The sequence below is a fragment of the Streptomyces sp. NBC_00190 genome, from assembly GCF_036203305.1.
Lineage (GTDB): Bacteria > Actinomycetota > Actinomycetes > Streptomycetales > Streptomycetaceae > Streptomyces.
In genome coordinates, this window is record NZ_CP108131.1 from 6,010,228 (window position 1) to 6,035,288 (window position 25,061).

Here is a 25,061-nt window from a genome sequence, read left to right on the forward strand (position 1 = left end):
GGGAGGGGAAGGGCATTGCCCATCCCCTCCCGCGCGCGTTTCCGCGGGCATTTCAGCCTCCGCTGAAGAATGAATTTGGCTGTGCCTTTAGTTCGTTGTGCCGGGCGCCTTGTTGATGGTGTGCTCGATTGCTGATCGATTGGGTTTTCTATGCGTGGGGGAGTGGTCCGGGTGTCCGGTTTCGGTGGAGTGGTGATTACCGAGATCTTCGCGGAATGGGTGGCGCGGACGCCTGAGGCGCCCGCCGTGGTGTGTGCTGGCGAGCGGGTGTCCTACACGGAGCTGGACGTACGGGCGAACCGGCTCGCCCACGAGCTGCTCGCGCAGGGGATCGTGCCCGGATCGCGGGTGGGTGTCTGCCTGCCGCGCGGTGTGGAGCCGGTCGTGGCGCTCCTCGCCGTCCTGAAGGCCGGCGCCGCCGCCGTCCCGCTGGACCCCGAATACCCCGTCGACCGGCTGGAGTTCATGGTCACGGACGCCGGACTGTCGGCCGTGCTGGTCGACGCCTCCACGACGGACGTGATGCGCCGGGCGGGCGCGCCCGCACTCCTCGCGGTCACCGATGTCTCCGGCCGGCCGGGGTCGGCGCCGGTGGTGGGGGTGTTTCCGCAGAGTGCGGCGTATGTGTTCTACACGTCGGGTTCGACGGGGCGTCCGAAGGGTGTGGTGCTGCCGCATGAGGGTTTTGTGCGGGTGGTGCGTGATCCGAATTTCGGGCTGGGTCCGGATGATGTGGTTTCGCAGTTGAGTACGTTGTCTTTTGATGCGGGTGCGTTGGAGATGTGGAATGCGCTGCTGAATGGTGCGGCGTTGGCTGTTTCCGTTGAGCGGATGCTGTCGGTGGATGAGCTGGGTGCGTTTGTGCGGGCGCACGGGGTGAGTGTGCTGTGGCTGACGGCGGGGTTGTTCCACGAGGTGGTGGATGCGGATGTGTCGGTGTTCTCGGGTGTGCGTCTGGTGATGTCGGGTGGTGACGCGCTGTCGCCGCGGCATTGCCGGAAGGTCCTGGACGAGGTGCCCGATGTACGGCTCGTGAATGTGTACGGTCCGACGGAATCGTCGATCACGGCGTCCTCGCATGTGGTCGAAGGCCCCGTCCTGCTGGGTGGCCCGACTCCGGATACGCGGCTTCGCGTGCTGGACGGTGGGCTGCGGCCGGTGGGTGTGGGTGTCGAGGGTGAGTTGTATGTGTCGGGTATTGGTCTGGCGCATGGGTACGGGGGTCGGGCGGGTCTGACGGCGGGCCGGTTCGTGGCGGTGCCGGGTGGTTCGGGCGAGCGGATGTACCGCACGGGTGATGTGGTGCGGTGGGTGTCGCAGGGTGTGCTGGAGTTCGTGGGCCGGGCGGACGACCAGGTCAAGGTGCGCGGGTTCCGGGTGGAGCTGGGTGAGGTCGAGGAGGCTTTGGCGGCGCATCCTTCGGTGTCGCAGGCCGTTGCGGTGGTGCGGGCGGATGCGCGGGGTACGAAGCAGCTGGTCGCGTACGCGGTCGGTGAGGGTGTGAGTGCTGAGGCGTTGCGTGAGTTCGCTGCCAAGTCTCTGCCGGAGTTCATGGTTCCGGCGGTGTGTGTGGTGCTGGATGTGCTGCCGCTGACGGCGAACGGGAAGGTGGACCGCAAGGCGCTGCCGGAGCCGGATCTGTCGCATCTGGCGGAGGTTTACGTCGCTCCGCGTGATGAGCGTGAGGCGGTGGTTGCCGGGGTCTTCGCGGAGGTGCTGGGGCTCGACCGGGTTGGTGTCCACGATCACTTCTTCCGGCTCGGTGGTGACTCCATCCGCGCCGTCCAGGCCGCCTCACGACTGCGCCGCACCGGAGTGGACATCAGCGTCCGCGATCTGTTCGACCGCCCCACCACCGCCGCGCTCGCCGCCGCCGCGCAGGCCGACACCGGGCGCGCCGCGGGCGGACCGTCGCCGGCCGCCCGCGGCGGCGCCCTGCCGCTGTCGTTCGCGCAGGCCCGGATGTGGTTCGCCGCCGAGATCGACCCCGAGGGCACCGAGTACAACACCGGCGGCGCCGTCCGCCTGCGCGGTGACCTCGACGTCGCCGCGCTCGAAGCCGCCCTCGGCGAGCTGGTCGCCCGCCACGAGTCGCTCCGTACCACCTTCGCCACCGTCGACGGCCAGGGCGTGCAGATCATCCACCCCGCCGCCCCCGTCGCCCTGCCCGTCCGTGAGGCCACCGCCGCCGAGGCCGCCGCCGTGATGGACGCCGAACTGCGGACCCCGTTCGACCTCGGCACCGGACCGCTGCTGCGTCCCACCCTGCTGCGCACCGCCCCCGACGAGCACCTCCTGATCCTCTCGATGCACCACATCGTCACCGACGGCTGGTCGGTGAACGTCCTGGCCCGGGAACTCGCCGCCCTCTACGCCGGTGAATCCCTGCCCGAACTGCCCGTCCAGTACGCCGACTACGCCGTCTGGCAGCGCGCCACGCTGACCCCCCGGGCCCTGGACGAGGGCGGCCTGGCCTACTGGCGCGAGCAGCTCGCCGACGCGCCCGTACTGGATCTGCCCACCGACCGCCCCCGCCCCGCCGTCCGCACCCGCGCCGGCAGCACCTACGCCCTCGACCTGCCCGCCGCCCTGCTCGACCGGCTGGCCGAGGCCTGCCGGACGCGCGGCGCCACCCTCTTCATGGGCCTGACCGCCGCCGTCCAGCTGATGCTGGCGCGCACCAGCGGCCAGCGGGACGTGGTCCTCGGTACGGCCACCATCGGCCGCGACCGGCCCGAACTGGAGGACCTGCTCGGGTTCTTCGTCAACACCCTCGCCCTGCGCACCCGGATCGACGAGGCCGCGACCGGCACGCAGCTGCTGGCGTCCGTACGCGAGACCGTCCTCGACGCCTTCGCGCACGCGGCCGTCCCCTTCGACCGCGTCGTCGACGCCGTCGTCACCGAGCGGGACCCCTCCCGCACCCCCCTCGTCCAGGCCATGATGGTGCTCCAGAAGCGCCCCTGGCAGGCGGACGGAGTCCGCGGGCTGGGCTTCGAGGCGGCCGACCTTCCGCGCCAGGACGCGCAGTTCGAGCTGACCCTGGAGTTCTGGGAGCAGGCCGACGGCATGCGGCTGTCCCTCAACTACAACACCGACCTGTTCGACGCCGACACCATCCACCGCATGGCCGACCACCTGGCCGCCGTCCTCGGCGCCCTCGCGGACCAGCCGGAGCAGCCGCTCTCCCGCATCCCCCGGCTCTCCGCGCCCGAGCGCGCCGTGATCCTCGGCGACTGGGCCGAGGGCGCCGACGGACCGGCCGGCGCCGTCCTCACGGACGTCTTCGCCGAGCAGGTGGCCCGCGCCCCGCACGCCGTCGCGCTGGTCTGCGGTGAGGAGCAGTTCACGTACGGCGAACTGGACGTGCGCACGAGCCGCCTGGCCCACGCGCTGCGCGAGCACGGGGTGGGTCCGGAGACCCGGGTCGGGGTCTGCCTGCCGCGCGGCGCCGAGCCGATCGTGGCGCTGCTCGCCGTACTGAAGGCGGGCGGGATCTTCGTACCGCTCGACACCGGCTATCCGGCCGAGCGCCTCGCGTACATGGCGCGGGACGCCGGGGTCGAACTGCTGCTGGCCGACGACTCGACCCGCGATACGATCCCCGGCGCCGAGGCGCCGGTGCTGCTCTTCGACGAACTGGAGGAGCGCGCCGCCGTCTGCTCCATCCACGTGCAGGGACCGCCGCAGGTCGCACTCACCCCGCAGAACGGCGCCTACGTCTTCTACACCTCCGGCTCCACCGGCCGGCCCAAGGGCATCGTGCTGCCGCACGCCGGAGTGCTGCGCGTGGCCCGCGACCCTCGGCTCGCCACCACGGCGGCGGACGTCGTCGGCCAGTTCGCGACGCTGTCCTTCGACGCGAGCGCCCTGGAGATCTGGAGCGCCTTCGCCAACGGCGCCGCGCTCGTGGTGTCCGCCGCCCGCGTGCTGTCGGTCGAGGAACTCGGCGCGCTGCTGCGCCACCACGGGGTGACGGTCGCCTGGCTGACCGCCGGCCTGTTCCACGAGGTGGTCGACACGGACGTGACCATGCTGGCCGGGCTCCGGCTGCTGATGGCGGGCGGCGACGCGCTGGCCCCGCAGCACTGCCGGACCGTGCTCGAACGACTGCCGCACGTACGGCTGGTGAACGGGTACGGGCCCACCGAGACCACCGTCTTCGCGGCGGTCCACCCCGTCGACGCCGCCTCCGTGGGCGCGTCCGTGCCGATCGGCTCGCCCATCGGGCGCACCGGCGCCTACGTGCTCGACTCCTGGCTGCGGCCGGTGCCGGCCGGCGTCGCGGGGGAGCTCTACATCGCGGGTGAGGGACTGACCCGCGGCTACGTGGGGCATCCCGGGCTGAGCGCGGGCCGCTTCGTCGCCTCGCCCTTCGGAGCCGGGGAGCGGATGTACCGGACCGGTGACGTGGTGCGGTGGCTGGCCGACGGACAGCTGGAGTTCGTGGGGCGGGCCGACCATCAGGTCAAGGTGCGTGGTTTCCGGATCGAGATCGGTGAGATCGAGTCGGCGCTGGCCGCGCATCCGGACGTGCAGCAGGCCGTGGTGACGGTGCGCGAAGCCCGGCCGGGAGTGAAGCGGCTGGTCGGGTACGTCGTCGGGGACGGTCTGGACCAGGTGGGTCTGCGTGAGTTCGTTGCCAAGTCGCTGCCGGATTACATGGTTCCGACGGCGTTCGTGGTGGTGGGTACGTTCCCGTTGACGGCGAACGGGAAGGTGGACCGGCGGGCGTTGCCGGAGCCTGATCTGGGTGCGGCTGTTTCGAAGGGGTATGTCGCTCCGCGTTCCGAGGTGGAGCGGGTGGTGGCTGAGGTGTGGGCGCAGGTGCTGGGCGTCGAGCGGGTGGGTGTGCGGGACAACTTCTTCGAGCTGGGTGGCGATTCGATCCTGAGTATTCAGGTGGTGTCGCGGTTGCGGCGGGCGGGGCTGGTGGTTTCTCCGCAGGATGTGCTGGTGCGGCAGACCGTGGCGGGTGTGGCTGCTGTGGTGGGTGAGGCGTCTGCTGTGGGTGCGGTGGAGGTTGTGTCCGGTCCGGTGGTGCTGTCTCCGGTGCAGGAGTGGTTCCTGGAGACGCATCCGGTGGCGCCGGATCACTTCGGTATGTCGATGCATGTGAAGGTCGCCGAGGGTGTCGATGTGGGTGTGCTGTCGGAGGCCGTGTCGGTGGTGCTGTCGCATCACGAGGGGCTGTGGGTCCGTTTCGCGGACACGGCGGAGGGCTGGCGGCAGTCGGCGGGTGAGCCGGGTGTGGTGGTCGTCGAGCGGGATGTGGAGGGGGTGGTTCAGGAGTCGTTCCGGCTTGAGGGCGGGCCGCTGGTGCGGGCCGTTCTGAGCGGGGACCGGCTGTTGGTCGCGGTGCATCACATGGTGGTGGACGGTGTCTCGTGGCGGATCCTTCTGGAGGACGTCGCGCTGGCCTATCGGGAGCTGGTGGCCGGGCGTGAGGTGGAGCTGGATGCGGTGTCGTTGTCGTTCCCGGCGTGGACCGCGAAGCTCGCCGCGCACGACTTCTCGGGTCAGCTGGACTACTGGGCTTCGGTCGTCGACGGCGCCGGGCCGCTGTTCGACGTGCCGGCCGGCGCCAACACCGTGGCCGCATCCGCCATCGAAACCGTCACCCTGTCCCCGGAAGAGACCGAGGCCCTCCTCCACAAGGTCCCCGCCGTCTTCCGGACCCAGGTCAACGACATCCTCCTGGCCGCCCTGGGCCGCGCCCTGGGCTCCTGGACCGGCCGTGGCCGCGTCGTCGTGGACGTGGAGGGCCATGGCCGTGAGGAGTCGGTGATCGGGGCGGACGTTTCGCGTACGGTCGGCTGGTTCACGTCGATCTATCCGGTCGCGCTCGGTGCGAGCGGTGACTGGAGTGAGCAGATCCGGTCGACGAAGGAGATACTCCGTGCCATTCCCGACCGGGGCATCGGTTTCGGCGCCCTGCGCCACCTGCACGGTGCGGATCTCGCCGATCCGGCCCAGGTCAGCTTCAACTACCTCGGCCGTTTCGATGCGGGCGGCCACCCCGACGTCTTCGCCGGCATGCTCCCGGCCGAGAACGACCACGCCCCCGCCGAAGAGCGCCCCCACGTCTGGGACGTCGTCGGCCGGGTCGAGGACGGCCGCCTGCGCATCGACCTCTACCACCCGGCCTCCGAGCACGACCACGGCCACGGCCCGGCCCGAGCCCGGGAGTTCGCCGCGCACTACCGCGACACCCTGCGCGAGGCGGTCGCGTACTGCCTGAGCGAGGGCGTGGGCGGCCGGACGCCGTCGGACTTCCCGCTCGTCGCCTGGGACCAGGCCACCGTCGACCGGGTGATCGGCGACGGGCGCGGCATCGCCGACGTGCACCCGCTCTCCCCGATGCAGCAGGGCCTGCTCTTCCACTCCCTGGAAGACCCCTCCGGGACGGCCTACGTCGAGCAGATGTCCTTCGTCCTCGAAGGCGTCCTCGACATCGACCGGCTCGCCGCCGCCTGGCAGGAGGCCGTCAACGCCTCCGACGCCCTGCGCGTCTCCGTCGTCTGGGAACAGGCCGACGAACCGGCCGCGCTGGTCCACGAGCGCGTCGAGATCCCCGTCCACACCGAGGACTGGACGGCGCTCGGAGCCGCCGCACGCGCCGAACGCCTCCAGGACCGCCGGACCACCGACTTCCACGGCATCAGCCTCGACGAGGCGCCCCTGACGCGCCTGTCCCTCGCCGATCTCGGCGGCGGCCGCGTCCAGCTCGTGTGGACCTTCCACCACCTCCTCCTCGACGGCTGGAGCACCCCCCAGCTGCTCGACGACGTCTTCACCCGCTACGCGGGCGGCCGCCCCCAGGACCGTGCCCCCTACCGGGACTACCTGGCCTGGCTCGCCTCCCGCGACACCGCCGCCGACCGCGCGCACTGGCGCTCCGTCCTGCGCGGGTACGACACCGCGCTCACCCTCCCGGCCGCACCCGACGCCGTACCCGGCACCGGACCGGCGCACGGCATCCGCCACCTCGACGTCGATCTGCCGGGCACGCTCGCCACGGACGTCGGTACGTTCGCGCGCCGCCACCGGCTCACCGTGAACGCGGTGATCCAGGGTGCCTGGGCGCTGCTCCTGTCCGCCTGCACCGGCCGGCGCGACATCGTCTTCGGCGCCACCACCTCCGGCCGCCCCGCCGAACTGCCCGACGCGGACGGCACGCTGGGCCTGTTCATCAACACCGTGCCGGTCCGTACGGTCCTCGACCCGGCCACGCCGGTGGCCGACTGGCTCCAGCAGCTCCAGGCAGAGCAGTGGCAGTCCCGGGCGCACGAGTACCTCTCCCTGCCCGAGCTGACCTCGCTCGCCGACCTGCCGCCCGGTACCCGGCTCTTCGAAAGCGTCCTCGTCTTCGAGAACTACCCCGTCGACGACGACCTCGCCGCCCGCCACGGCCTCGCCGTCACCGAGGCGGAGGCCGCCGTCCAGGGCGGCGACTACCCGCTCTCCCTGACCGCCTTCACCGGCCGTCAACTCGTCGGTGGCGACGCCCCGGGCGTCTCCCTGCGCCTGTCCTACGACCCACGGGTCTTCGGCGACACCACCGCGCGGGGGCTGGCCGGGCGTCTCGCCGCGCTGGTCCGCGCCCTGCTGGAGGAGGAGCTGCTGGCCCGCGTCCCGCTGCTCACCGAGGCCGAGCGCGACCGGTTCGCCGCGGCGGCGGCCACCGCCGCCGGGCCGCGGGAGACCGTGACCCTGCCGGGCCTGTTCGAGGCCCAGGCCGCCCGGCGCCCCGAGTCGCTCGCCGTCGTCTGCGACGGCACCGAACTGTCGTACGGGGAGCTGGACGCCCGCGCCAACGGCCTGGCCCACTGGCTCGCCGACGTGGGCGCGGGCCCCGAGACGGTGGTCGGCGTCAGCCTGCCGCGCGGAGTGGACTGGCTGGTCTGTCTCCTGGCCGTCGCCAAGACGGGCGCCGTGTACCTGCCCCTCGACCCGGCCCACCCCGCCGAGCGGCTCGCCTTCATGGCCGCCGACGCGGGCGCAGGCCTGATCCTGGGCAACGCCGACACCGCGCCCGCCTTGAACGCCGCGGACCTCCTGGCGCTCGGCGCGCCCGTCAGCCCAGTGCCCCCGGCCCGCCCCGACCACCCGGACGCGGCCGCCTACGTCATCTACACCTCGGGCTCCACCGGCACCCCCAAGGGTGTCGCCGTGTCCCACCGCGGCCTGCGCGACCTCGGTACGTCCCACGTCCGCGCCCTGGACCTCGACGGCGACTCGCGCATCCTGCAGAGCGTCTCCCCCGGCTTCGACGTCGCCATGGGCGACCTCGTCAACGCCTGGACGGCGGGTGCCGCCCTCGTCCTCGCCGGACCCGAACACACCGTCGGCGAGCCCCTCGCCCGGCTCCTCGACGAGCAGCGGATCACCCACGCCATGCTGCCGCTGGCCGCGATCTCCACCCTGCCCGACGTACCGCTGCCGCACCTGCGCGCCCTCGTCTCCGGCGGCGAGGCGATGCCGGCCGAGATCCCGGCCCGCTGGGCGCCCGGCCGGATCCTGGTCAACGCCTACGGGCCCACCGAGACCACGGTCGCCGCCACCCTCAGCGACCCCCTCGACCCGGCCACCGTCACCCCGCCCATCGGCCGCGCCGTCGACGGCGCCCGCACGTTCGTCCTGGACACCTGGCTGCGGCCGGTGCCCGACGGCACCGCCGGCGAGCTGTACCTCGCCGGGCCCGGAGTGGCGCGCGGCTACACGGGCCGGCCCGGCCTGACCGCCGCCGCCTTCGTGGCGAACCCGTTCACCGGCGGGCGCATGTACCGCACCGGCGACCTGGTCCGCCGGGGAGCCGACGGGCAGCTGGCCTTCCTCGGCCGCACCGACCACCAGGTCAAGGTGCGCGGCCACCGCATCGAGCCCGGTGAGGTCGAAGCCGCGCTGACCCGCCACCCGGGCGTGTCCCAGGCCGTGGCCATGGTCCGCGAGGACCGGCCCGGTAGCCGGCGGCTCGTCGGCTACGTCGTCGCCGACGGCGTCCACCCCGCCGAGCTGCGGGAGTTCGCGGGCCGCTCGCTGCCCGAGTACATGGTTCCCGCCGTCTGCGTGGTCCTCGACGCCTTCCCGCTCAACGCCAACGGCAAGGTCGACCGGGCAGCCCTGCCCGCCCCCGACCTGTCCGCCCTCGTACGGGAGTACGTGGCGCCCGCCACCGAGGCCGAGCGTGCCGTGGCCGCCGTCTTCGCCGAGCTGCTCGGCGCCGGCCGGATCGGCGCCGACGACGACTTCTTCGACCTCGGCGGCGATTCGCTGCTCAGCATCCAGGCCGTTTCCCGGCTGCGCCGGGCCGGCTACGCGGCCAGCGTCCGCACCCTCTTCGACCACCCCACCGTCTCCGCCCTGGCCACCCGGATCGAGACCGCCACCGATCTCCCCGACACCCGCGGCCCGGTCGTGCCGGTCGCCCGTGACGGCGCACTGCCCGTGTCCTCCGCCCAGGCCCGCCTGTGGTTCGCGGCCGAACTCGACCCGGAGAGCACCGAGTACAACTCGGGCGGCGCCCTGCGGCTGACCGGTCCGCTGGACCTGGCCGCGCTGCGCCGGGCGCTCGACGCCCTCGTCGCCCGCCACGAGTCGCTGCGCACCACCTTCGCGGAAGCCGACGGCGAAGCCGTCCAGGTCATCCACCCGCCCGCCCCCGTCGACCTGCCGGTGGCCGCCTGCACGGCCGCCGAGCTGCCCGGCCGCATCCGCGCCGCCCTGGGCCGGGTCTTCGACCTGCGCACGGGACCGCTGCTGCGGGCCACCCTGCTGCGGGTCGAGGAGGAGGAGCACGTCCTCGTCCTCGCGATGCACCACATGATCACCGACGGCTGGTCGATGGGCGTGGCCGTCCGCGAGCTCGACCAGCTCTACCAGGGCGTCGAACTGCCCGAACCGGCCGTCCAGTACGCCGACTTCGTCGCCTGGCAGCGTGCGAACCTGACCCCGGACGCCCTCGCGGCGGGAGTCGCGCACTGGCGCGAGCGGCTGGCCGGCGTACCCGTGCTGGAACTGCCGACGGACCGGCCGCGCCCCGCCGAGCGGACCTGGGCCGGGGCGCTCGCGGACATCGACGTCCCGGCCGAGGCCGTGGACCGCTTCGCCGAGGTGTGCAAGGCACGCGGCGTGACCCTGTTCATGGGGCTGGTCGCGGCGGTGCAGCTGGTGCTGTCCCGCTACAGCGGCCAGCAGGACGTCGTCGTCGGCACCGTCACCTCCGGCCGCTCCCGCGCCGAACTGGAGGGCCTGATCGGCTTCTTCGTCAACACCGTCGCCCTGCGCACCCGCATCGACGAGCGGCGCAGCGTCGCCGCGCTGCTGGACGACGTCCGCGAGATCGTCCTGGACGCCTTCGCCCACGACGAGATCCCCTTCGACCGGGTCGTGGACGCCGTCGTGACCGAGCGCGACCCCAGCCGCAGCCCCCTCGTCCAGGCACTGGTCAGCATGGAGACCGCCCCGCGGCCCGCCACCGGCGCCGGCCTGACCTGGCGGGACCAGCCCTTCGAGGTGGACACCGCACAGTTCGAACTGGCCGTCGACTTCGCCGACCGCGACGGCTCCCTGGCCATGGTGATCAACTACAACACGGGCCTCTTCGACGCCGCCACCGTCCACCGGCTCGGCGCCCACCTGGTCCGCGTACTCGGCGAGATGGCCGACGCGGACAAGCCCCTGTCCGCCGTCCGGATGCTGGGCGCCGAGGAGGAGCACACCCTCACGCACGGCTGGAACGACACCGCCGCCCCGGTCCCGGAACCGCTGCTGCCCGAGCTGTTCGCCGCCCAGGCCGCCCGCACCCCCGACGCGGTCGCCCTCGTCGACGGAGAGGAGCGGCTCACCTTCGCCGCACTCGACCGAGCCGCCGGACGCCTCGCCCACCGTCTGCGCGCCCAGGGCGCCGGACCCGACACGGTCGTCGGCGTCTGCGCCGAACGCGGGGCGGACGTGGTCGTCGCCCTGCTCGGCATCCTGAAGGCCGGGGCCGCCTGCCTGCCCATCGACCCCGCCTACCCGGCCGAGCGGGTACGGCACATGCTGGCCGACTCCGGTACGGCGACCGTGCTCGTCCAGGAACACCTCGCGCAGCGGTTCGCCGACTACGCCGGCACCCTGCTGACCCTGGACCGCGGTGCGGACGAGGACCTCGCCCCGCAGGCGCCCGGTCCCGTACCGCCGCTGACCGCCGACCACCTCGCCTACGTCATCTACACCTCCGGCTCCACCGGCCTGCCCAAGGGCACGCTCATCCGGCACGGCGCCTTCCGCAACCTCTTCGCGCACCACCGCCGGCGCATGTTCGAACCCGCCTCCCGGGGCCGCCAGCTGCGGATGGCGCAGACCGCGTCGATCTCCTTCGACGCCTCCTGCGTCGCCCTGCTCTGGCTGGTCGGCGGCCACCAGCTGCACACCGTCGACCACGACACCCACATCGACCTGCGGGCCTTCCGCGACTACCTGCGCGAGCGGCGCGTCGACGTCATCGACGAGGCGCCCACGTACCTGCGCGAGCTGATCGCCGACGGCCTGCTGGAGGACCCGGTCCACGTGCCCAGCGTGATCGTCTTCGGCGGCGAGGCCGTCGACGGACAGATCTGGGACACCCTGCGCGCCCACCCCGAGATCGCCGCGTACAACTTCTACGGGCCCACCGAATGCACCTGCGACTCGCTGACCTGGACGGCGCAGGGCAGTGAGCGGCCGCTGATCGGCCGCCCGGTCGGCAACGCGCGCGCCTTCGTCCTCGACACGGCCCTGCGCCCGGTCCCCGCCGGAGTCGTCGGCGAGCTGTACATCGAGGGCGCGGGCCTCGCCCGCGGCTACGTCGGCAAGCCCGGCCTGACCGCCGGCCGCTTCGTGGCCTGCCCGTTCACCGGGACACGCATGTACCGCACCGGCGACCTGGTCCGCTGGACCCGCGAAGGGACGGTGGAGTTCCTCGGCCGGCGCGACGACCAGGTCAAGGTCCGCGGCTTCCGCATCGAACTCGGTGAGATCGAGACCGTCCTGGCCCGCCACCCCGAGGTCACCCAGGCCGTCGTGGTCGCCCGCGAGGACCGCCCCGGCGTCAAGCGGCTCGTCGCGTACGTCGTCGGCGGCGCCGGACTCGACACGGCGCGGCTGCGCGCCTACGCCGCCGACGCCCTGCCCGACTACATGGTCCCGACGGCCTGGATGCTCCTCGACGCCTTCCCGCTCAACCAGAGCGGCAAGGTGGACCGGCGCGCCCTGCCCGCGCCCGACCCGGCCGCGCTCACCGACGCCTACACCGCCCCCCGTACGGAGGCCGAGACGGCCATCGCCGCCGTCTGGGCCGAGGTACTGGGCGCCGAACGCGTCGGGGTGCACGACAACTTCTTCGAACTCGGCGGCGACTCCATCCTCAGCACCCGCGCCGTCTCCCGGATGCGCGCCGCAGGCTACGACACCAGCGTGCGCGAGCTGTTCAACGCGCCCACCGTCGCCGGGCTCGCCGCACTCGCCGGGGCCGCGGCCGCGCCCGCCGACCCGGTCGTGCCCACCGCCCGCGACGGCGCCCTGCCGCTGTCGTACGCGCAGGCCCGCATGTGGTTCGCGGCCGACCTCGACCCGGACAGCACCGAATACAACTCCGGCACCGCCCTGCGGCTGACCGGCCCGCTGGACCCGGCCGCGCTGCGCCGGGCGCTCGATGCCCTCGTCGCCCGGCACGAGTCGCTGCGCACCACCTTCGCCGCGGCCGCCGGCCACGGCGTCCAGGTGGTCCACCCGCCCGCCCCCGTCCCGCTGCCGGTGGCCGAGTGCGCCCCCGACGGCGTCGACGCCCTCGTCCGCTCCCTGTTCGGCGAGGTCTTCGACCTGCGCCGCGGACCGCTGCTGCGGCCCACCCTCGTCCGGATCACCGACGAGGACCACATCCTGGTCCTGTCCATGCACCACATCGTCACCGACGGCTGGTCCCTGAACGTGATCACCCGGGAGCTGGCCGAACTGTACGCGGGCCGCACCCCGGCGGCCCCGCCGGTGCAGTACGCCGACTTCGCGCGCTGGCAGCGCGAACGGCTGACACCGCCGGCCTTGGAGGCGGGCCTCGGCTACTGGCGTGAGCAGCTCGCCGACGCGCCGGTGCTGGAGCTGCCCACCGACCGGCCCCGCCCGGCCGAGCGCACCACGCGCGGCGCGAGCGAGCAGGTGGCCGTGCCGGTGGAGCTCCTGGCCCGCTTCACCGACCTCTGCCACGCGCAGGGCGCCACCCTGTTCATGGGCCTGACCGCGGCGACCCAGCTGCTGCTGGCCCGCTACAGCGGCCGGCCCGACGTGGTCCTCGGCACCGTCACCTCCGGCCGCGACCGGGCCGAACTGGAAGACGTCGTCGGCTTCTTCGTCAACACCCTCCCCCTGCGCACCCGGATCGACGAGCACGCGACCGGCGCCGAGCTGCTGGCCTCCGTACGCCGCACGGTCCTGGACGCCTTCGCGCACGCCGAGACGCCCTTCGACCGGGTCGTCGACGCCGTCGTCACCGAACGCGACCCCAGCCGCAGCCCCCTCGTCCAGGCGGTGATCAGCTACGAGAGCCCGGCGGCGGCCGACGGCGACAGCGGCGGGTCGGTCAGCTGGACCGAGCACCCGCTGCGGTCCTGGACCTCCCCCTTCGACCTCACCTTCGACTTCGGCGAGGCCGACGGGGCCCTGCACGCCCACCTCGTCTACAACACCGACCTGTTCGACGCGGCGACCATCCGCCGGATGGCGGGCCACCTGCTCACCGTCCTGACCGCCCTCGCCGACGACCCGGCACGCGCCCTGTCCGACCTGGACCTGCTGTCCGCCGCCGAACGGCGCACCCTGACCGAGGAGCGCAACGCCACCGACTCGGGCATCGAACCGGCCGCCCTGCACGCGCTGTTCGAGCGGCAGGCGGCGCTGCGGCCCGAGGCGACGGCCGTCGTCACCGACACCGCGCGGTGGACCTACGCCCAGATCGACGGCCGCGCCGCGTCCCTGGCCCGGCGGCTGCGGTCCGCGGGCGTGACCGCCGAGACCGTCGTCGGGGTCTGCCTGCCGCGCGGCGCCGACTGGATCACCGCCGTCCTCGGCGTGCTGAAGGCGGGTGCGGTCTACCTGCCGCTGGACCCCGACTACCCGGCCGACCGCAGGGCGTTCATGCTCACCGACTCCGGCGCCGCCCTGGTGGTCACGGACGCGGACAACGCCGCCCTGCTCGACACCTCGGCGGTGCCCGCGCTCCTGGTCGACGCCCCCGCCACCGGTGACGACGCCGCGCCGGACCCGGCCGGCCCGCCCCTGCCGGACGCGGGCGCCTACCTTATCTACACCTCCGGCTCCACCGGAGTGCCCAAGGGAGTCCTGGTCACCCACCGAGGCGTGGCCGCCTTCGCCGCCACCCAGGCGGACCGCTTCGCGATCACCGCCGATTCCCGGGTGCTCCAGGCCGCGTCCGCCAACTTCGACGCCTCGGTCATGGAGATCCTGATGGCCTGGTCCGCGGGCGCCGCCCTCGTGCTGCCCGCCCCCGGCCGGGTCCTCGGCGAGGACCTCGTCGAGGTCCTCGGCCGCCAGCGGGTCACGCACGCCATGATCCCGCCGGCCGCGCTGGCCGGGGCCGGCCCGGCCCCCCTGCCGGACCTGCGGACCCTGGTGGTGGGCGGCGAGGCCTGCCCGCCCGAGCTGGTCGCCGCCTGGGCGCCCGGCCGCGCCATGTTCAACGCCTACGGGCCCACCGAGATCACCATCTCCGCCACCATTAGCGACCGCCTCGTGCCCGGCAGCGCCGTGCCCATCGGCCGCCCCAACCAGGACGCGCGCGTCTACGTCCTCGACGCCCGGCTGCGCCCCGTACCGGCCGGCGTCCCCGGCGAGCTGTACGTCGCCGGCGCGGGCGTCGCCCGGGGCTACCTGGGCCGGCCCGCGCTCACCGCGAGCCGCTTCCTGGCCTCGCCGTTCGCACCGGGGGAGCGGCTGTACCGCACCGGAGACCTGGTGCGCTGGCTGCCCGACGGGCAGCTGGAGTTCACCGGCCGCGCCGACGACCAGGTCAAACTGCGCGGGTTCCGCATCGAGCCCGGCGAGATCGAGAGCGTGCTCGCGGCCCACCCGGGCGTGCGCCGGGCCCTGGTCCAGATCCGCGAGGACCAGCCGGGCGTGAAGCGGCTCGTCGCCTACGTCGTCGGGGACGACCCCGCCTCCCTCCCCGACCCCGACACGCTGCGCGAGCACGCCGCCCGTTCCCTGCCGCCGTACATGGTCCCGGCGGCCTGGGTGACGCTCGACGCGCTCCCGCTTAACCCCAACGGCAAGGTGGACCGGCGGGCGCTGCCCGCGCCCGGACTCCCGGCGCGCGCGGCCTCGTACACCGCCCCGCGCACGGAGCGCGAGATCACCCTGGCGGAGGTGTGGAAGGCCGTGCTCGGCCTCGAAGAGGTCGGCGTCCACGACAACTTCTTCGAGCTCGGCGGCGACTCCATCCTGAGCATCCAGGTCGTCGCACGGACCCGGGCCGCCGGGCTGGCGATCTCCACCAGGCAGCTCTTCGCCGCGCCGACCGTGGCGGGCCTGGCCGAACTGGCGGGCTCGCCCGGCGCGGCGGGCGGGCCCGCCGTCACCGGACCCGTCACCGGATCCGTACCGCTGACGCCCGTCCAGCGCTGGTTCCTGGACGGCGAACGCGGCTCCCACGACCGCTTCACGATGTCCGCGTACGCCGAACTCGCCGAGCGGCCCGACCGCGCGACCCTGCGGGCGGCCGTCGCCGCGCTGTACGACCACCACGACGGCCTGCGCTCGCGGTACACCCGCGGCGGCGACGGCAGCTGGGAGCAGACCGTCGTCGAGCGGGAGGAAGGCAACTGGTTCACCTGGTACGACCTCTTCCAGGAGGACCCCGCCGAGCGGGAGGCCGAGATGGCCCGGCACCTCGCCGCCGCCCACGAAGGCCTGGACATCGCCGCCGGACCGCTGCTCAAGGCCCTGGTCTTCGACCAGGGGGCGGGCCTGCCGGTACGCCTGGCCCTCGTCGCCCACCACCTGGTCACCGACGTGGTCTCCTGGGGCGTCCTGCTCGCCGACCTGGCCCGCTGCTACGGGCTGATCGCCGCGGGGGAGCGGCCGGAACCGGGCGAGCGGACCACCTCCTTCCAGGAGTGGTCCGGGAAGCTCACCGGACTCGCCGCCGCCGGCCGCTTCGACGAGGAGATCCCCTACTGGCGGGAGGCCGAGCGCGTACCGCGCCTGCCGGGTTCCGGCTCCCCGGCCAACACCGCGGACTTCGAGGACACCGTCTCGCTGCGGCTGGACGCCGGGACCACCCGGGCGCTGCTGCAGACCGTCCCCGGCGCCCACCGGGCGCGGGTCAACGAGGTGCTGCTCGCCGCGCTCGGCCGGGCCCTGGCCGGGTGGAGCGGCCAGGACCGGGTGGCGGTCGCCCTGGAGGGCCACGGCCGTGAGGAGGAGGTCGTCGAGGGCGCCGACCTGTCGCGCACGGTCGGCTGGTTCACGACGCTGTTCCCCTTCGCCTGGGACGTGCCGGGCGGCGAGGACTGGCGGCCGTACGTCGCCGCGGTCAAGCGCGGGCTACGGGCGGTCCCGCACAAGGGCCTGGGCTACGGAGTCCTGCGCCACCTGCGCGCGGACGCACCGCTGGGCCGCCCGCTGCCCGACGTGAGCTTCAACTACGTCGGCAGGTCCGACGGCTTCGACCCCGGCTTCTACGGGAGCCTGCTGGAGGACACCTCCGCCGCGCAGGGCGGAGCCGGGGTGCGCGCCCACCTCCTGGACGTGGTGTGCGGGGTCCAGGGCGACCGGTTGACGGTCGGGGTCTCGTACGCGACGGCCGTCCACGAACGCGCCGACATCGAGCGGTTCACGGCCCGGCTCGGCGACCTGCTCCGCGACCTCGCCGGCAGCGTCACGCCGAGGTCATGAAAAAACCCCGGCCCGCAGGCGCTCGCGGGGGATTGAGCGCGCTGCGGGCCGGGGAGCCCTTTTTGTTCTCGAAGAGAAGACTAGGCAGGGAATCGACGGGGGGCATTACCCTCTGCCCCCCGTTCATTGGTGGAGCCTGCTCCACTGTCGGAAGTGCACCTCACGTGCTTACCCGGTCCGCGCCCGGTCGGTAGCTTCTTCATATCGCTCGATGCACTGGAGGTCCACGCAAATGAACACCAAGGAAGCAGCCGGGGGTTGTGACTCCCTGGAAATTTCGCCGTATGCCTTGGAAATGGACGCCGTCTCGAAGAACTACGGTGAGGTGCGGGCCCTGAGCGAGGTGACGGTCGGCCTCGTGCGCGGCGGGGTGACCGCCGTCATCGGCCCCCCGGGGGCGGGCAAGAGCACCCTGCTGGCGTGTGTGACCGGCCGCCGGGCACCGACTTCGGGGTGGGTGGGCCGGCACGACCGGATCGTCACCCCCGCCCCGTCCTGCTGGGAGCGACTGCCGGCCGCTGACCCGGCCCGGCCCGAGCTGCTCGTCGCCGACGACCTGGCGGACGCCGGGAGCCTGTATACGGTGATGGGCCTCGAGGACGAGGCCCGTACGGTGCTCGTCACGACATCGGCGGCGGCCGTGGCGGCCGCCGCCGATGTCGTGCTGTTCCTGGTGGAGGGTCGGCTCGCCGACGTCATGTGCGACGTCACGGCCGCACAGATCGACGCGCGCCTGGCGCAGCTGACCGCGTCGTGCCCCTGAACGGTCAGGGCTTCACGCGCGCCAGGTCCCGGTGGTGGTAGCCGTCCAGCAGGGCGGCGCCGAGCGGGGTGAGCGAGTGGCGCGCGGTGTTGAGCCGCCGCTGGGTGGTGATCAGCCCGGCACTGCGCAGCACGGAGGTGTGCTGGCTGGCGGATGCCGCCGAGATGCCCATGCGGCGGCCGAGTTCGGTGGTGGTGCAGCTGTCGGTCAGGGTCTTCATGATGGCCGCCCGGGTCCGTCCGACGAGGGGGCCGAGGGCGTCGGCGCAGCTCTGCTCGGCCGACGGCGCGGCCAGCACGGTCTCGGCCGAACCGGCGGCGACGGGGTACGCGAGCACCGGCGGACGGCCCCGGCCTGCCGCGGGTATCAGCACCGGCCGGTCGTACAGGAACATGGACGGCGCCAGCAGCAGACCGGCGCCGCCCGGGACCACGTCCTGGGAGCGGTGGCTGGGGATCTCCAGGACGCCGCCGTTCCACCGCACCGTGGGGTGCAGCGTCGACAGCAACTGCTCGATGCCGCCCGCCAGGACCGTGCGGCCGCGGGCGGCGCAGTCGGCCTCCAGGGTGGCCGAGACCCGGTCCCAGTACGGCGCGAGGGCCGCCTTGTGGAACTCCTCCAGCATCCCGGCCAGGTTCTGCCGCTCGGTCCCGGGCTCCTGGTTCGCGGAGTCCTCGGCCATGTGCAGCAGGTCGGGGATCGGCCGCAGGGTGCGGGCCAGCGTCATCAGGGACCAGGAGCGCCGGCCCAGCCGGCTCGTGGTCCGCTGACGCCAGGAGGCGTAGCCGTCGCCGCCCCCCTGACGGGCCAGCAGGTCCAGGGCGAACAGCGTTTCGACGAGCGGCCGCTCGGCGACCTTGACGACCGTGCGCGCCAGGTCCTGGCCGGAAAAATGCACGCGTTGCATGACGGAATGCACACTCCGTGATCGAAGAAGGGGGGCCGGGCCGGCCGGCGGCTCAGGAGCCGGAGGCCGTGCCGTCCTGGGGATGGAAGGGGCAGCGCCACTGTTCGCCGGTGGCGGCTCCGGAGTACTGGCGGGCATCCGAAGCCTCACCGAACTCGGCGAGGTTGGGGTTGATCGACCGCTGCAGGCGTTCCTCGCGCTGCCGGATACGGCGCTGGAGGCCGTAGTAGACGCCGGACTGCTTCAGCCGCCGGAACTGGTGGTTGGAGTTGAAGGCGAGGGCGGGGCGCGGGTACCGCCGGGAGATCCGGGACGCGTTCGCGTGCATGCCCACCACGAAGAACGGGTGGCCGGCCAGGCTGAACGCGAAGTCCGGCGATGCCGGGTCCGGGGAGACGTCCGGCGCCCAGGAGAACCCCTGCTCCACGTCCACGGCGTGCAGATCGGTGAGCTGCTGCCACATCAGCGCGTCGAATTCCGGCTCGGTGAGAGCCGACGGCTCCTCGAATACCGCGACGAGTGTCGCGAAGTTCTCGGTCGGCGACAATTCCATTTTCGTGAATTCGAAAATTGCGGTGTGCAGGTCGGACGTCGCGTCCGCACTGCCCATGCTGCCGAGTTGAACGGGCGTCAGGGTTCCTCTGCGTACGGCCGCTTTGGCCGCCAGGCACGAGAAATCCTCGCCCATGATCCAGTCCGCCAGATGCCTGTGAACCGGATTTTCCATAGTTCCCCCTTGCCGCGATGTGCATCGTGTACAAATGCATGCACCTCCTCCCCCATGCAGCGCCATCCACTTTAGACATCGGCTTGTTTCTTGGCAACGTGAGTAGTTCGCATGCCGGGGTATGAATTCTTCTTCGTGTTGAATGTGAATTATTCACAGTTACTGGCTGGAAACATGTCGGGCGGGATGCTGTTTCCGCAGGTCAGAGTGGGTGTGGTGAGGCCTTGAGGGGTGCTTGGGGGTCACTTCAGCGGAAATTGAAAGTCATGGTGCGGGCGGATGGCCGGGGTTACGGTCCGGCCGGACACCCTCCCCGACGCAGCACCGAAATCGACCGGAAAACACTTGGAGGACACCTGTGCCGGCTCCCACCGAAGCCGCCACCGGGACGGCCCTCGCGGACGACCCCGCGACCGTGCCCGACCGGGCCGCCACCGCCGCCCTGGCCCGCACCCACGACGTGGTCCCCGTCCGGCAGGAGTTCCTGACCGACACCCTCACGCCGGTCGCCGCCTTCGCGCTGCTCTGCGGGTCCGACGAGCCCGGCTTCCTGCTGGAGAGCGTGCCCGTCTCCGGCGGCGTCGCCCGCTACTCGTACGTCGGCCACCGCCCCGTACCGCTCGCGCTGCCCGACGGCGACCCGCTGGCCGCCCTCCAGGGCCGGCTCGCGGCGTCCGAGGCGCCCGTGCCCGGACTCCCGCCCTTCCACGGCGGGGTCGTCGGCTACCTCGGGTACGAATCCGTACGCCACTTCGAGGAACTGCCGCTCGCCGCGGGCCCGGGACCCGGGCTGCCGGAATCCGCCTTCCTGATCGCCGACGACCTGGTCGTCTTCGACCACGCCACCCAGCGCGTCCTGCTCATCACCCTGCACCGCCCGGCCGCCGAGAGGTACGAGGAGGCGGTCGCCCGGATCGACGCCATGGCCCGGCGGCTGCGCACGGCCGTCCCCGCCGGCCGGATCTCCGGCCGCCCGCTGCTGCCCTCCGTCCCGGTCGCCGACCCCACGGCGGGCTGGACCGCCAACCTCACCGAGGGCGAGTTCCGCGACCGGGTGCGGCGGGCCCAGGCCCACATCGCGGCCGGGGACGCCTTCCAGATCGTGCTCTCGCAGCGCCTGAGCAAGCCGCTGGAGGCCGAACCCCTCGACCTCTACCGGCACCTGCGGTCCACCAACCCCTCGCCGTACATGTACCACCTGAGCCTGGGCGGGGGCCGGCACGTCATCGGGGCCTCGCCCGAACTGCTCGTCAAGAGCGAGGGCCGCCGGGTACGCACCCGCCCGCTGGCCGGCACCCGGCCCCGCCACCCCGACCCGGTGATCGACCTCGCGCTGGAGCGCGAACTCCTCGCCGACGAGAAGGAACGCGCCGAGCACGTCATGCTCGTCGACCTCGGCCGCAACGACCTCGGCCGGGTCACCGAGATCGGCAGCGTCACCGTCGACGAGGTCATGCGCGTCGAGCGGTTCTCCCACGTGATGCACCTGTCGTCCACCGTCTCCGGCCGGCTGGCGCCCGGCCGCACCCCGCTGGACGCCCTGCGCGCCGCGTTCCCCGCCGGAACCCTCTCCGGCGCGCCCAAGATCAGGGCGATGGAGATCATCGCCGAGCTGGAGCCGCAGCGCCGCGGCGTCTACGGCGGCGCGCTCGGCTTCGCCGGCCACGACGGCCAGGCCGACTTCGCCATCGCGCTGCGCACCATGGTCGTCGCCGACGGCCAGGTCCACGTACAGGCCGGAGCGGGCATCGTCGCCGACTCCGACCCTGGCGCCGAGTACCAGGAGACCCTGCACAAGGCGGGCGCCATGATCACCGCCGTACGACGGGCGGAGGCCCACGCGTGAGCACCCCGCCCCCCGTACCCCGCGTCGCGGTCCTCGACAACTACGACTCCTTCACCTACAACCTGGTGCACTACATCGGCGAGATGGGCGGAGCGCCCGAGGTCTTCCGCAACGACGCCACCACCGTCGCCGAACTCGCCGCCTACGACCTGCTCCTGCTGTCGCCCGGCCCGGGCAGTCCGGCGGGCGCCGGGATCTGCGTCGAGGCCGTGCGCGCGCTCAGCGGCCGACTGCCCATCCTCGGCGTCTGCCTCGGCCACCAGGCCGTCGCCGAGGCCTTCGGGGCGAGCGTGGTCCGCGGCGCCCCGGTCCACGGGAAGACCTCCCCGGTCCACCACGACGGCACCGGCGTCCTGGCCGGACTGCCCGACCCGTTCACCGCCACCCGCTACCACTCGCTGGTCGTCGACCCGGACAGCCTGCCGGCCGAACTCGCCGGCAACGCCCACACCGCCGACGGCACCCTCATGGGCCTGCGCCACCGCGACCACCCCACCTTCGGCGTGCAGTTCCACCCCGAGTCGGTGCTCACCCCCGACGGCAAACAGCTGATCGCCAACTTCCTGGAGTGCAGCCTTGATTGACCTGTTGAAGACCGTCGCCCGGCGGTCCCTCACCGAGGCGGAGGCCGCCTCCGCGATGCGCACGATCATGCGCGGCGAGGCCACGACCGCCCAGATCGCGGGTTTCGCCCTCGCCGTCACCGTGCGCGGCGCCTCCGTCGACGACCTCGCCGGAATGGCCCGCGCCGCCCAGGAGTTCGCGACGCCCGTACCGCTCGGCGGGGACGTGCTGGACACCTGCGGCACCGGGGGCGACGGCCTGAACACCTTCAACGTGTCCACCGCCTCCGCGATCGTCGCCGCCGCCTGCGGAGTCCGCGTCGCCAAGCACGGCAACCGCAGCGCCTCCTCGGCCTGCGGCAGCGCCGACGTGCTGGAGGAGCTCGGGGTCCGCATCGACCTGGGCCCCCGCGAGGCCGCCGACTGCCTGGCCGCGACCGGCATCACCTTCCTGTACGCCCCCCGGTTCCACCCGGCGTTCCGGCACACCGCCGCGCCGCGCCGCGAGCTGGGCGCCCGAACCGTCTTCAACCTGCTAGGCCCGCTCTGCCACCCCTCCGGGGCGCGGCTGCGCACCCTCGGGGTGCCCAGCGCCGACCTGGTCGAGCCGATGGCCAAGGTGCTGGCCCGGCTCGGCGCCCGGCGCGCGATGGTCTTCCACAGCGAGGACGGCATGGACGAACTCAGCACCGGAGCCGCCGCCCGCGTCGTCGAGCTGCTGCCCGACGGCACCCGTACGGCGTACCGCTTCGACCCGGCAGGGCTCGGCCTGCGCCCGTACACCCCCGCCGACCTGGCCGGCGGCGACCGTACCGTCAACGCGGCCGTCATCCGCCGGGTCCTGGCCGGGGAGCGCGGACCCGCCCGCGAGGCCGTCCTGCTCAACGCGGCCGCCGCGCTGCGCGTCGCGGACGCGGCCGGTACCTGGCACGAGGCCCTCGCCGCGGCCCGCGCGGCCCTCGACACCGGAGCCGCCGCAACCTTGCTGAACCGGTGGGTCGCGGTCTCCCGGCAGCTCGCCGGAGCCGAGCTGGAGGTGTCCGCGTGAGCGCCGCACAGCAGGCCGGGGTCCTGACCGGGGTCCTGGGCACCCTGGTGGACCAGGCCCGGCAGCAGACCGAACGCCGCCGCGCCGCCTGCCCCGTGGCGGAACTGGCCGTACGGGCCGCCGCCGCGCCCGCCCCCCGCGACTTCGCGGCCGCCCTGCGGGCCCCGGGCCTCGGCGTCATCGCGGAACTCAAACCCCGCAGCCCCTCCAAGGGGCCCCTCACCGACGACTACCGGCCCGTCGAACTGGCCCGCGCCTACGCCGCGGGCGGGGCCGCCGCACTGTCCGTCCTCACTCACGAGGCCGGCTTCGGCGGCAGCCCGGAGGACCTGGCCGCGGTCCGCGCCGAGGTGGACGTCCCCCTCCTGCGCAAGGACTTCGTCGTCGACGAGTACCAGGTCCTGGAGGCCCGGGCACTGGGCGCGGACGCCCTGCTGCTCATCGCCGCCGCCCTGAGCGCGCCGCGCCTGGCCGAACTCGTCGCCGCCACCCGGCAGCTCGGCATGCAGCCGCTCGTCGAGGTGCGCGACGAGACCGAGGTGGACGCCGCGCTCGCCGCGGACGCCACCGTCATCGGGGTCAACCACCGCGACCTGCGGGACTTCGCCATCGACCGCACGCTCTGTGCCCGGCTGCGCGACCGGGTCGGCCCCGGTCGGGTCATGGTCGGCGAGAGCGGAGTGCGTGGCGCCGAGGACGCCCGCGCACTGGAACGGGCCGGGGTGGACGCCGTCCTCGTCGGTGAACTCCTCATGCGAGCCGCGCACCCCGGTGCCGTGATCAAGGAGCTGATCGGATGACCGCCACCGCCACCGCCACCGCCACCGCCACCGTGAGCAGCCCGTCGGCCGTCTCCGCGGACGCGCCTGCCGACACCGGCTCCTGGAGCCCCGGCTCCTGGCGCACGCGGACCGCCGCCCAGCAGCCCGACTGGCCCGACCCCGAAGCCCTGCATCGGGTGGAGAGCACCCTCGCCTTCCAGCCCCCGCTGGTCCTGCCCGACGAGATCATGGGCCTGCGCGGCGCGCTCGCGGGCGTCGCGGCGGGCGAGGGCTTCCTGCTCCAGGCCGGGGACTGCGCCGAGCGGTTCGCCTCCTGCACCGAGGACGGGATCCGGAGCAAGCTGCGCGTGATCCTCCAGGTGGCCGTCGTGCTCACGTACGGATCCGGCCTGCCGGTGGTGAAGGTCGGCCGCATCGCCGGCCAGTTCGGCAAGCCGCGCAGCCGTCCCACCGAGACCATCGGCGGCGAGGAGCTGCCCGTCTACCGGGGCGACATCGTCAACGCGCCCGAGTTCACCGCCGAGGCCCGCCGTCCCGACGCGGACCGGCTGCTGCGCGCGTACCAGCACTCCTCGGCGGCCCTCAACGTGCTGCGCGCGCTCACCCTCGGCGGATACGCCGACCTCGGCCAGGCGCACGCGTGGAACCAGGAGTTCGTCCGGCGCAGCGCCGCCGGGCGGCGCTACGAATCGGCCGCCGACGACATCAGCCGGGCCCTGCGGTTCATGACCGCCTGCGGGGTGGACGCCCGCGCCCTCTCCGCCCTGCAGCGGATCCAGCTCTACACCTCCCACGAGGCGTTGCTGCCGCCCTACGAGGAGGCCCTGACCCGGTACGACGAGCGCCGCCGCACCTGGTTCGGCACCAGCGCCCACATGCTCTGGATCGGCGACCGCACCCGCGACCCCGACGGCGCCCACGTGGAACTGCTGTCCGGGCTCGGCAACCCGGTCGGCGTCAAGGTCGGCCCCGGCACCACTCCGCAGGGCCTGCGCGCACTGTGCGAACGGCTGGACCCGGACCGGGAACCCGGCCGACTGGTCCTGATCACCCGCCTCGGCGCGGGCAGGTCCGCGGACCTGCTGCCACCGCTGCTGCACGCCGTACGCTCCGCCGGACACGTCCCGGTATGGGCATGTGACCCGATGCACGGCAACACCTTCGTCTCCGACAGCGGCTACAAGACCCGCCGGCTGTCCGATGTCACCGCCGAAGTGGCCGAATTCTTCGCGGTACACCGTGAAGAGGGCACCCATCCCGGGGGAATTCACCTCGAACTCACCGGTGACGACGTCACCGAATGCCTCGGCGGTGATCTGGAGGAGATTCTCGACGGGCAGCTCGGCACGCGTTACGAGACGGCCTGCGACCCGCGGCTCAATGCCGTGCAGTCCCTCGAACTCGCCTTCCGCGTGGGCGACTTGCTGCGCTCGCAGCATTCCGTCTGAGCGGGGCGATTAGGCGAGGCCTTAATGACCTTGTGACGCCGATCAGGC

The 25,061-nt window shown here is 73.2% G+C and carries 9 protein-coding genes; 7 read left to right on the forward strand and 2 right to left on the reverse strand.

The annotated features are described in order from the left end of the window. Positions 1 to 192: 192 nt before the first annotated feature. Together OG429_RS28715 and OG429_RS28720 are read left to right on the forward strand one after the other, a co-directional pair. The gene (locus OG429_RS28715; RefSeq protein WP_328928132.1) at positions 193 to 16,929 is read left to right on the forward strand and encodes a non-ribosomal peptide synthetase; all 16,737 of its coding nucleotides are present in this window, start codon (positions 193 to 195) and stop codon (positions 16,927 to 16,929) included. A gap of 295 nt (positions 16,930 to 17,224) precedes the next feature. Next, positions 17,225 to 17,692 (forward strand): ATP-binding cassette domain-containing protein, encoded by a 468-nt coding sequence (locus tag OG429_RS28720; RefSeq protein WP_328928133.1) that lies wholly within the window; start codon positions 17,225 to 17,227, stop codon positions 17,690 to 17,692. A 4-nt stretch (positions 17,693 to 17,696) separates the two neighbouring features. Here the strand turns inward: OG429_RS28720 and OG429_RS28725 are convergent, their stop codons facing one another. Further along, positions 17,697 to 18,599 (reverse strand): DUF5937 family protein, encoded by a 903-nt coding sequence (locus OG429_RS28725; protein ID WP_328928134.1) that lies wholly within the window; start codon positions 18,597 to 18,599, stop codon positions 17,697 to 17,699. Positions 18,600 to 18,651: 52 nt separating this feature from the next. After that, positions 18,652 to 19,392, reverse strand: coding sequence for a guanitoxin biosynthesis heme-dependent pre-guanitoxin N-hydroxylase GntA (gene gntA / locus OG429_RS28730; protein ID WP_328928135.1), 741 nt, complete (start codon positions 19,390 to 19,392; stop codon positions 18,652 to 18,654). Between the two features lie 292 nt (positions 19,393 to 19,684). Between gntA and OG429_RS28735 the strand changes: the two genes are divergently transcribed. The 5 genes from OG429_RS28735 to OG429_RS28755 are packed head-to-tail and all read left to right on the forward strand — an operon-like array spanning position 19,685 to position 25,013. Then, on the forward strand, positions 19,685 to 21,172 hold the full coding sequence (locus OG429_RS28735) for an anthranilate synthase component I family protein (RefSeq protein WP_328928136.1): 1,488 nt from the start codon (positions 19,685 to 19,687) through the stop codon (positions 21,170 to 21,172). Next, positions 21,169 to 21,756, forward strand: coding sequence for an anthranilate synthase component II (locus OG429_RS28740; RefSeq protein ID WP_328928137.1), 588 nt, complete (start codon positions 21,169 to 21,171; stop codon positions 21,754 to 21,756). The genes OG429_RS28735 and OG429_RS28740 overlap by 4 nt, the downstream gene beginning before the upstream one ends. Position 21,757: 1 nt before the next feature. Next, complete coding sequence (gene trpD / locus OG429_RS28745; RefSeq protein WP_405681339.1) at positions 21,758 to 22,783, forward strand: anthranilate phosphoribosyltransferase; 1,026 nt, start codon at positions 21,758 to 21,760, stop codon at positions 22,781 to 22,783. Further along, on the forward strand, positions 22,780 to 23,583 hold the full coding sequence (trpC, locus tag OG429_RS28750) for an indole-3-glycerol phosphate synthase TrpC (protein WP_328928139.1): 804 nt from the start codon (positions 22,780 to 22,782) through the stop codon (positions 23,581 to 23,583). Before trpD ends, trpC begins: the two co-directional genes overlap by 4 nt. After that, positions 23,580 to 25,013 (forward strand): class II 3-deoxy-7-phosphoheptulonate synthase, encoded by a 1,434-nt coding sequence (locus tag OG429_RS28755; RefSeq protein WP_328928140.1) that lies wholly within the window; start codon positions 23,580 to 23,582, stop codon positions 25,011 to 25,013. Before trpC ends, OG429_RS28755 begins: the two co-directional genes overlap by 4 nt. Positions 25,014 to 25,061: the final 48 nt, after the last annotated feature.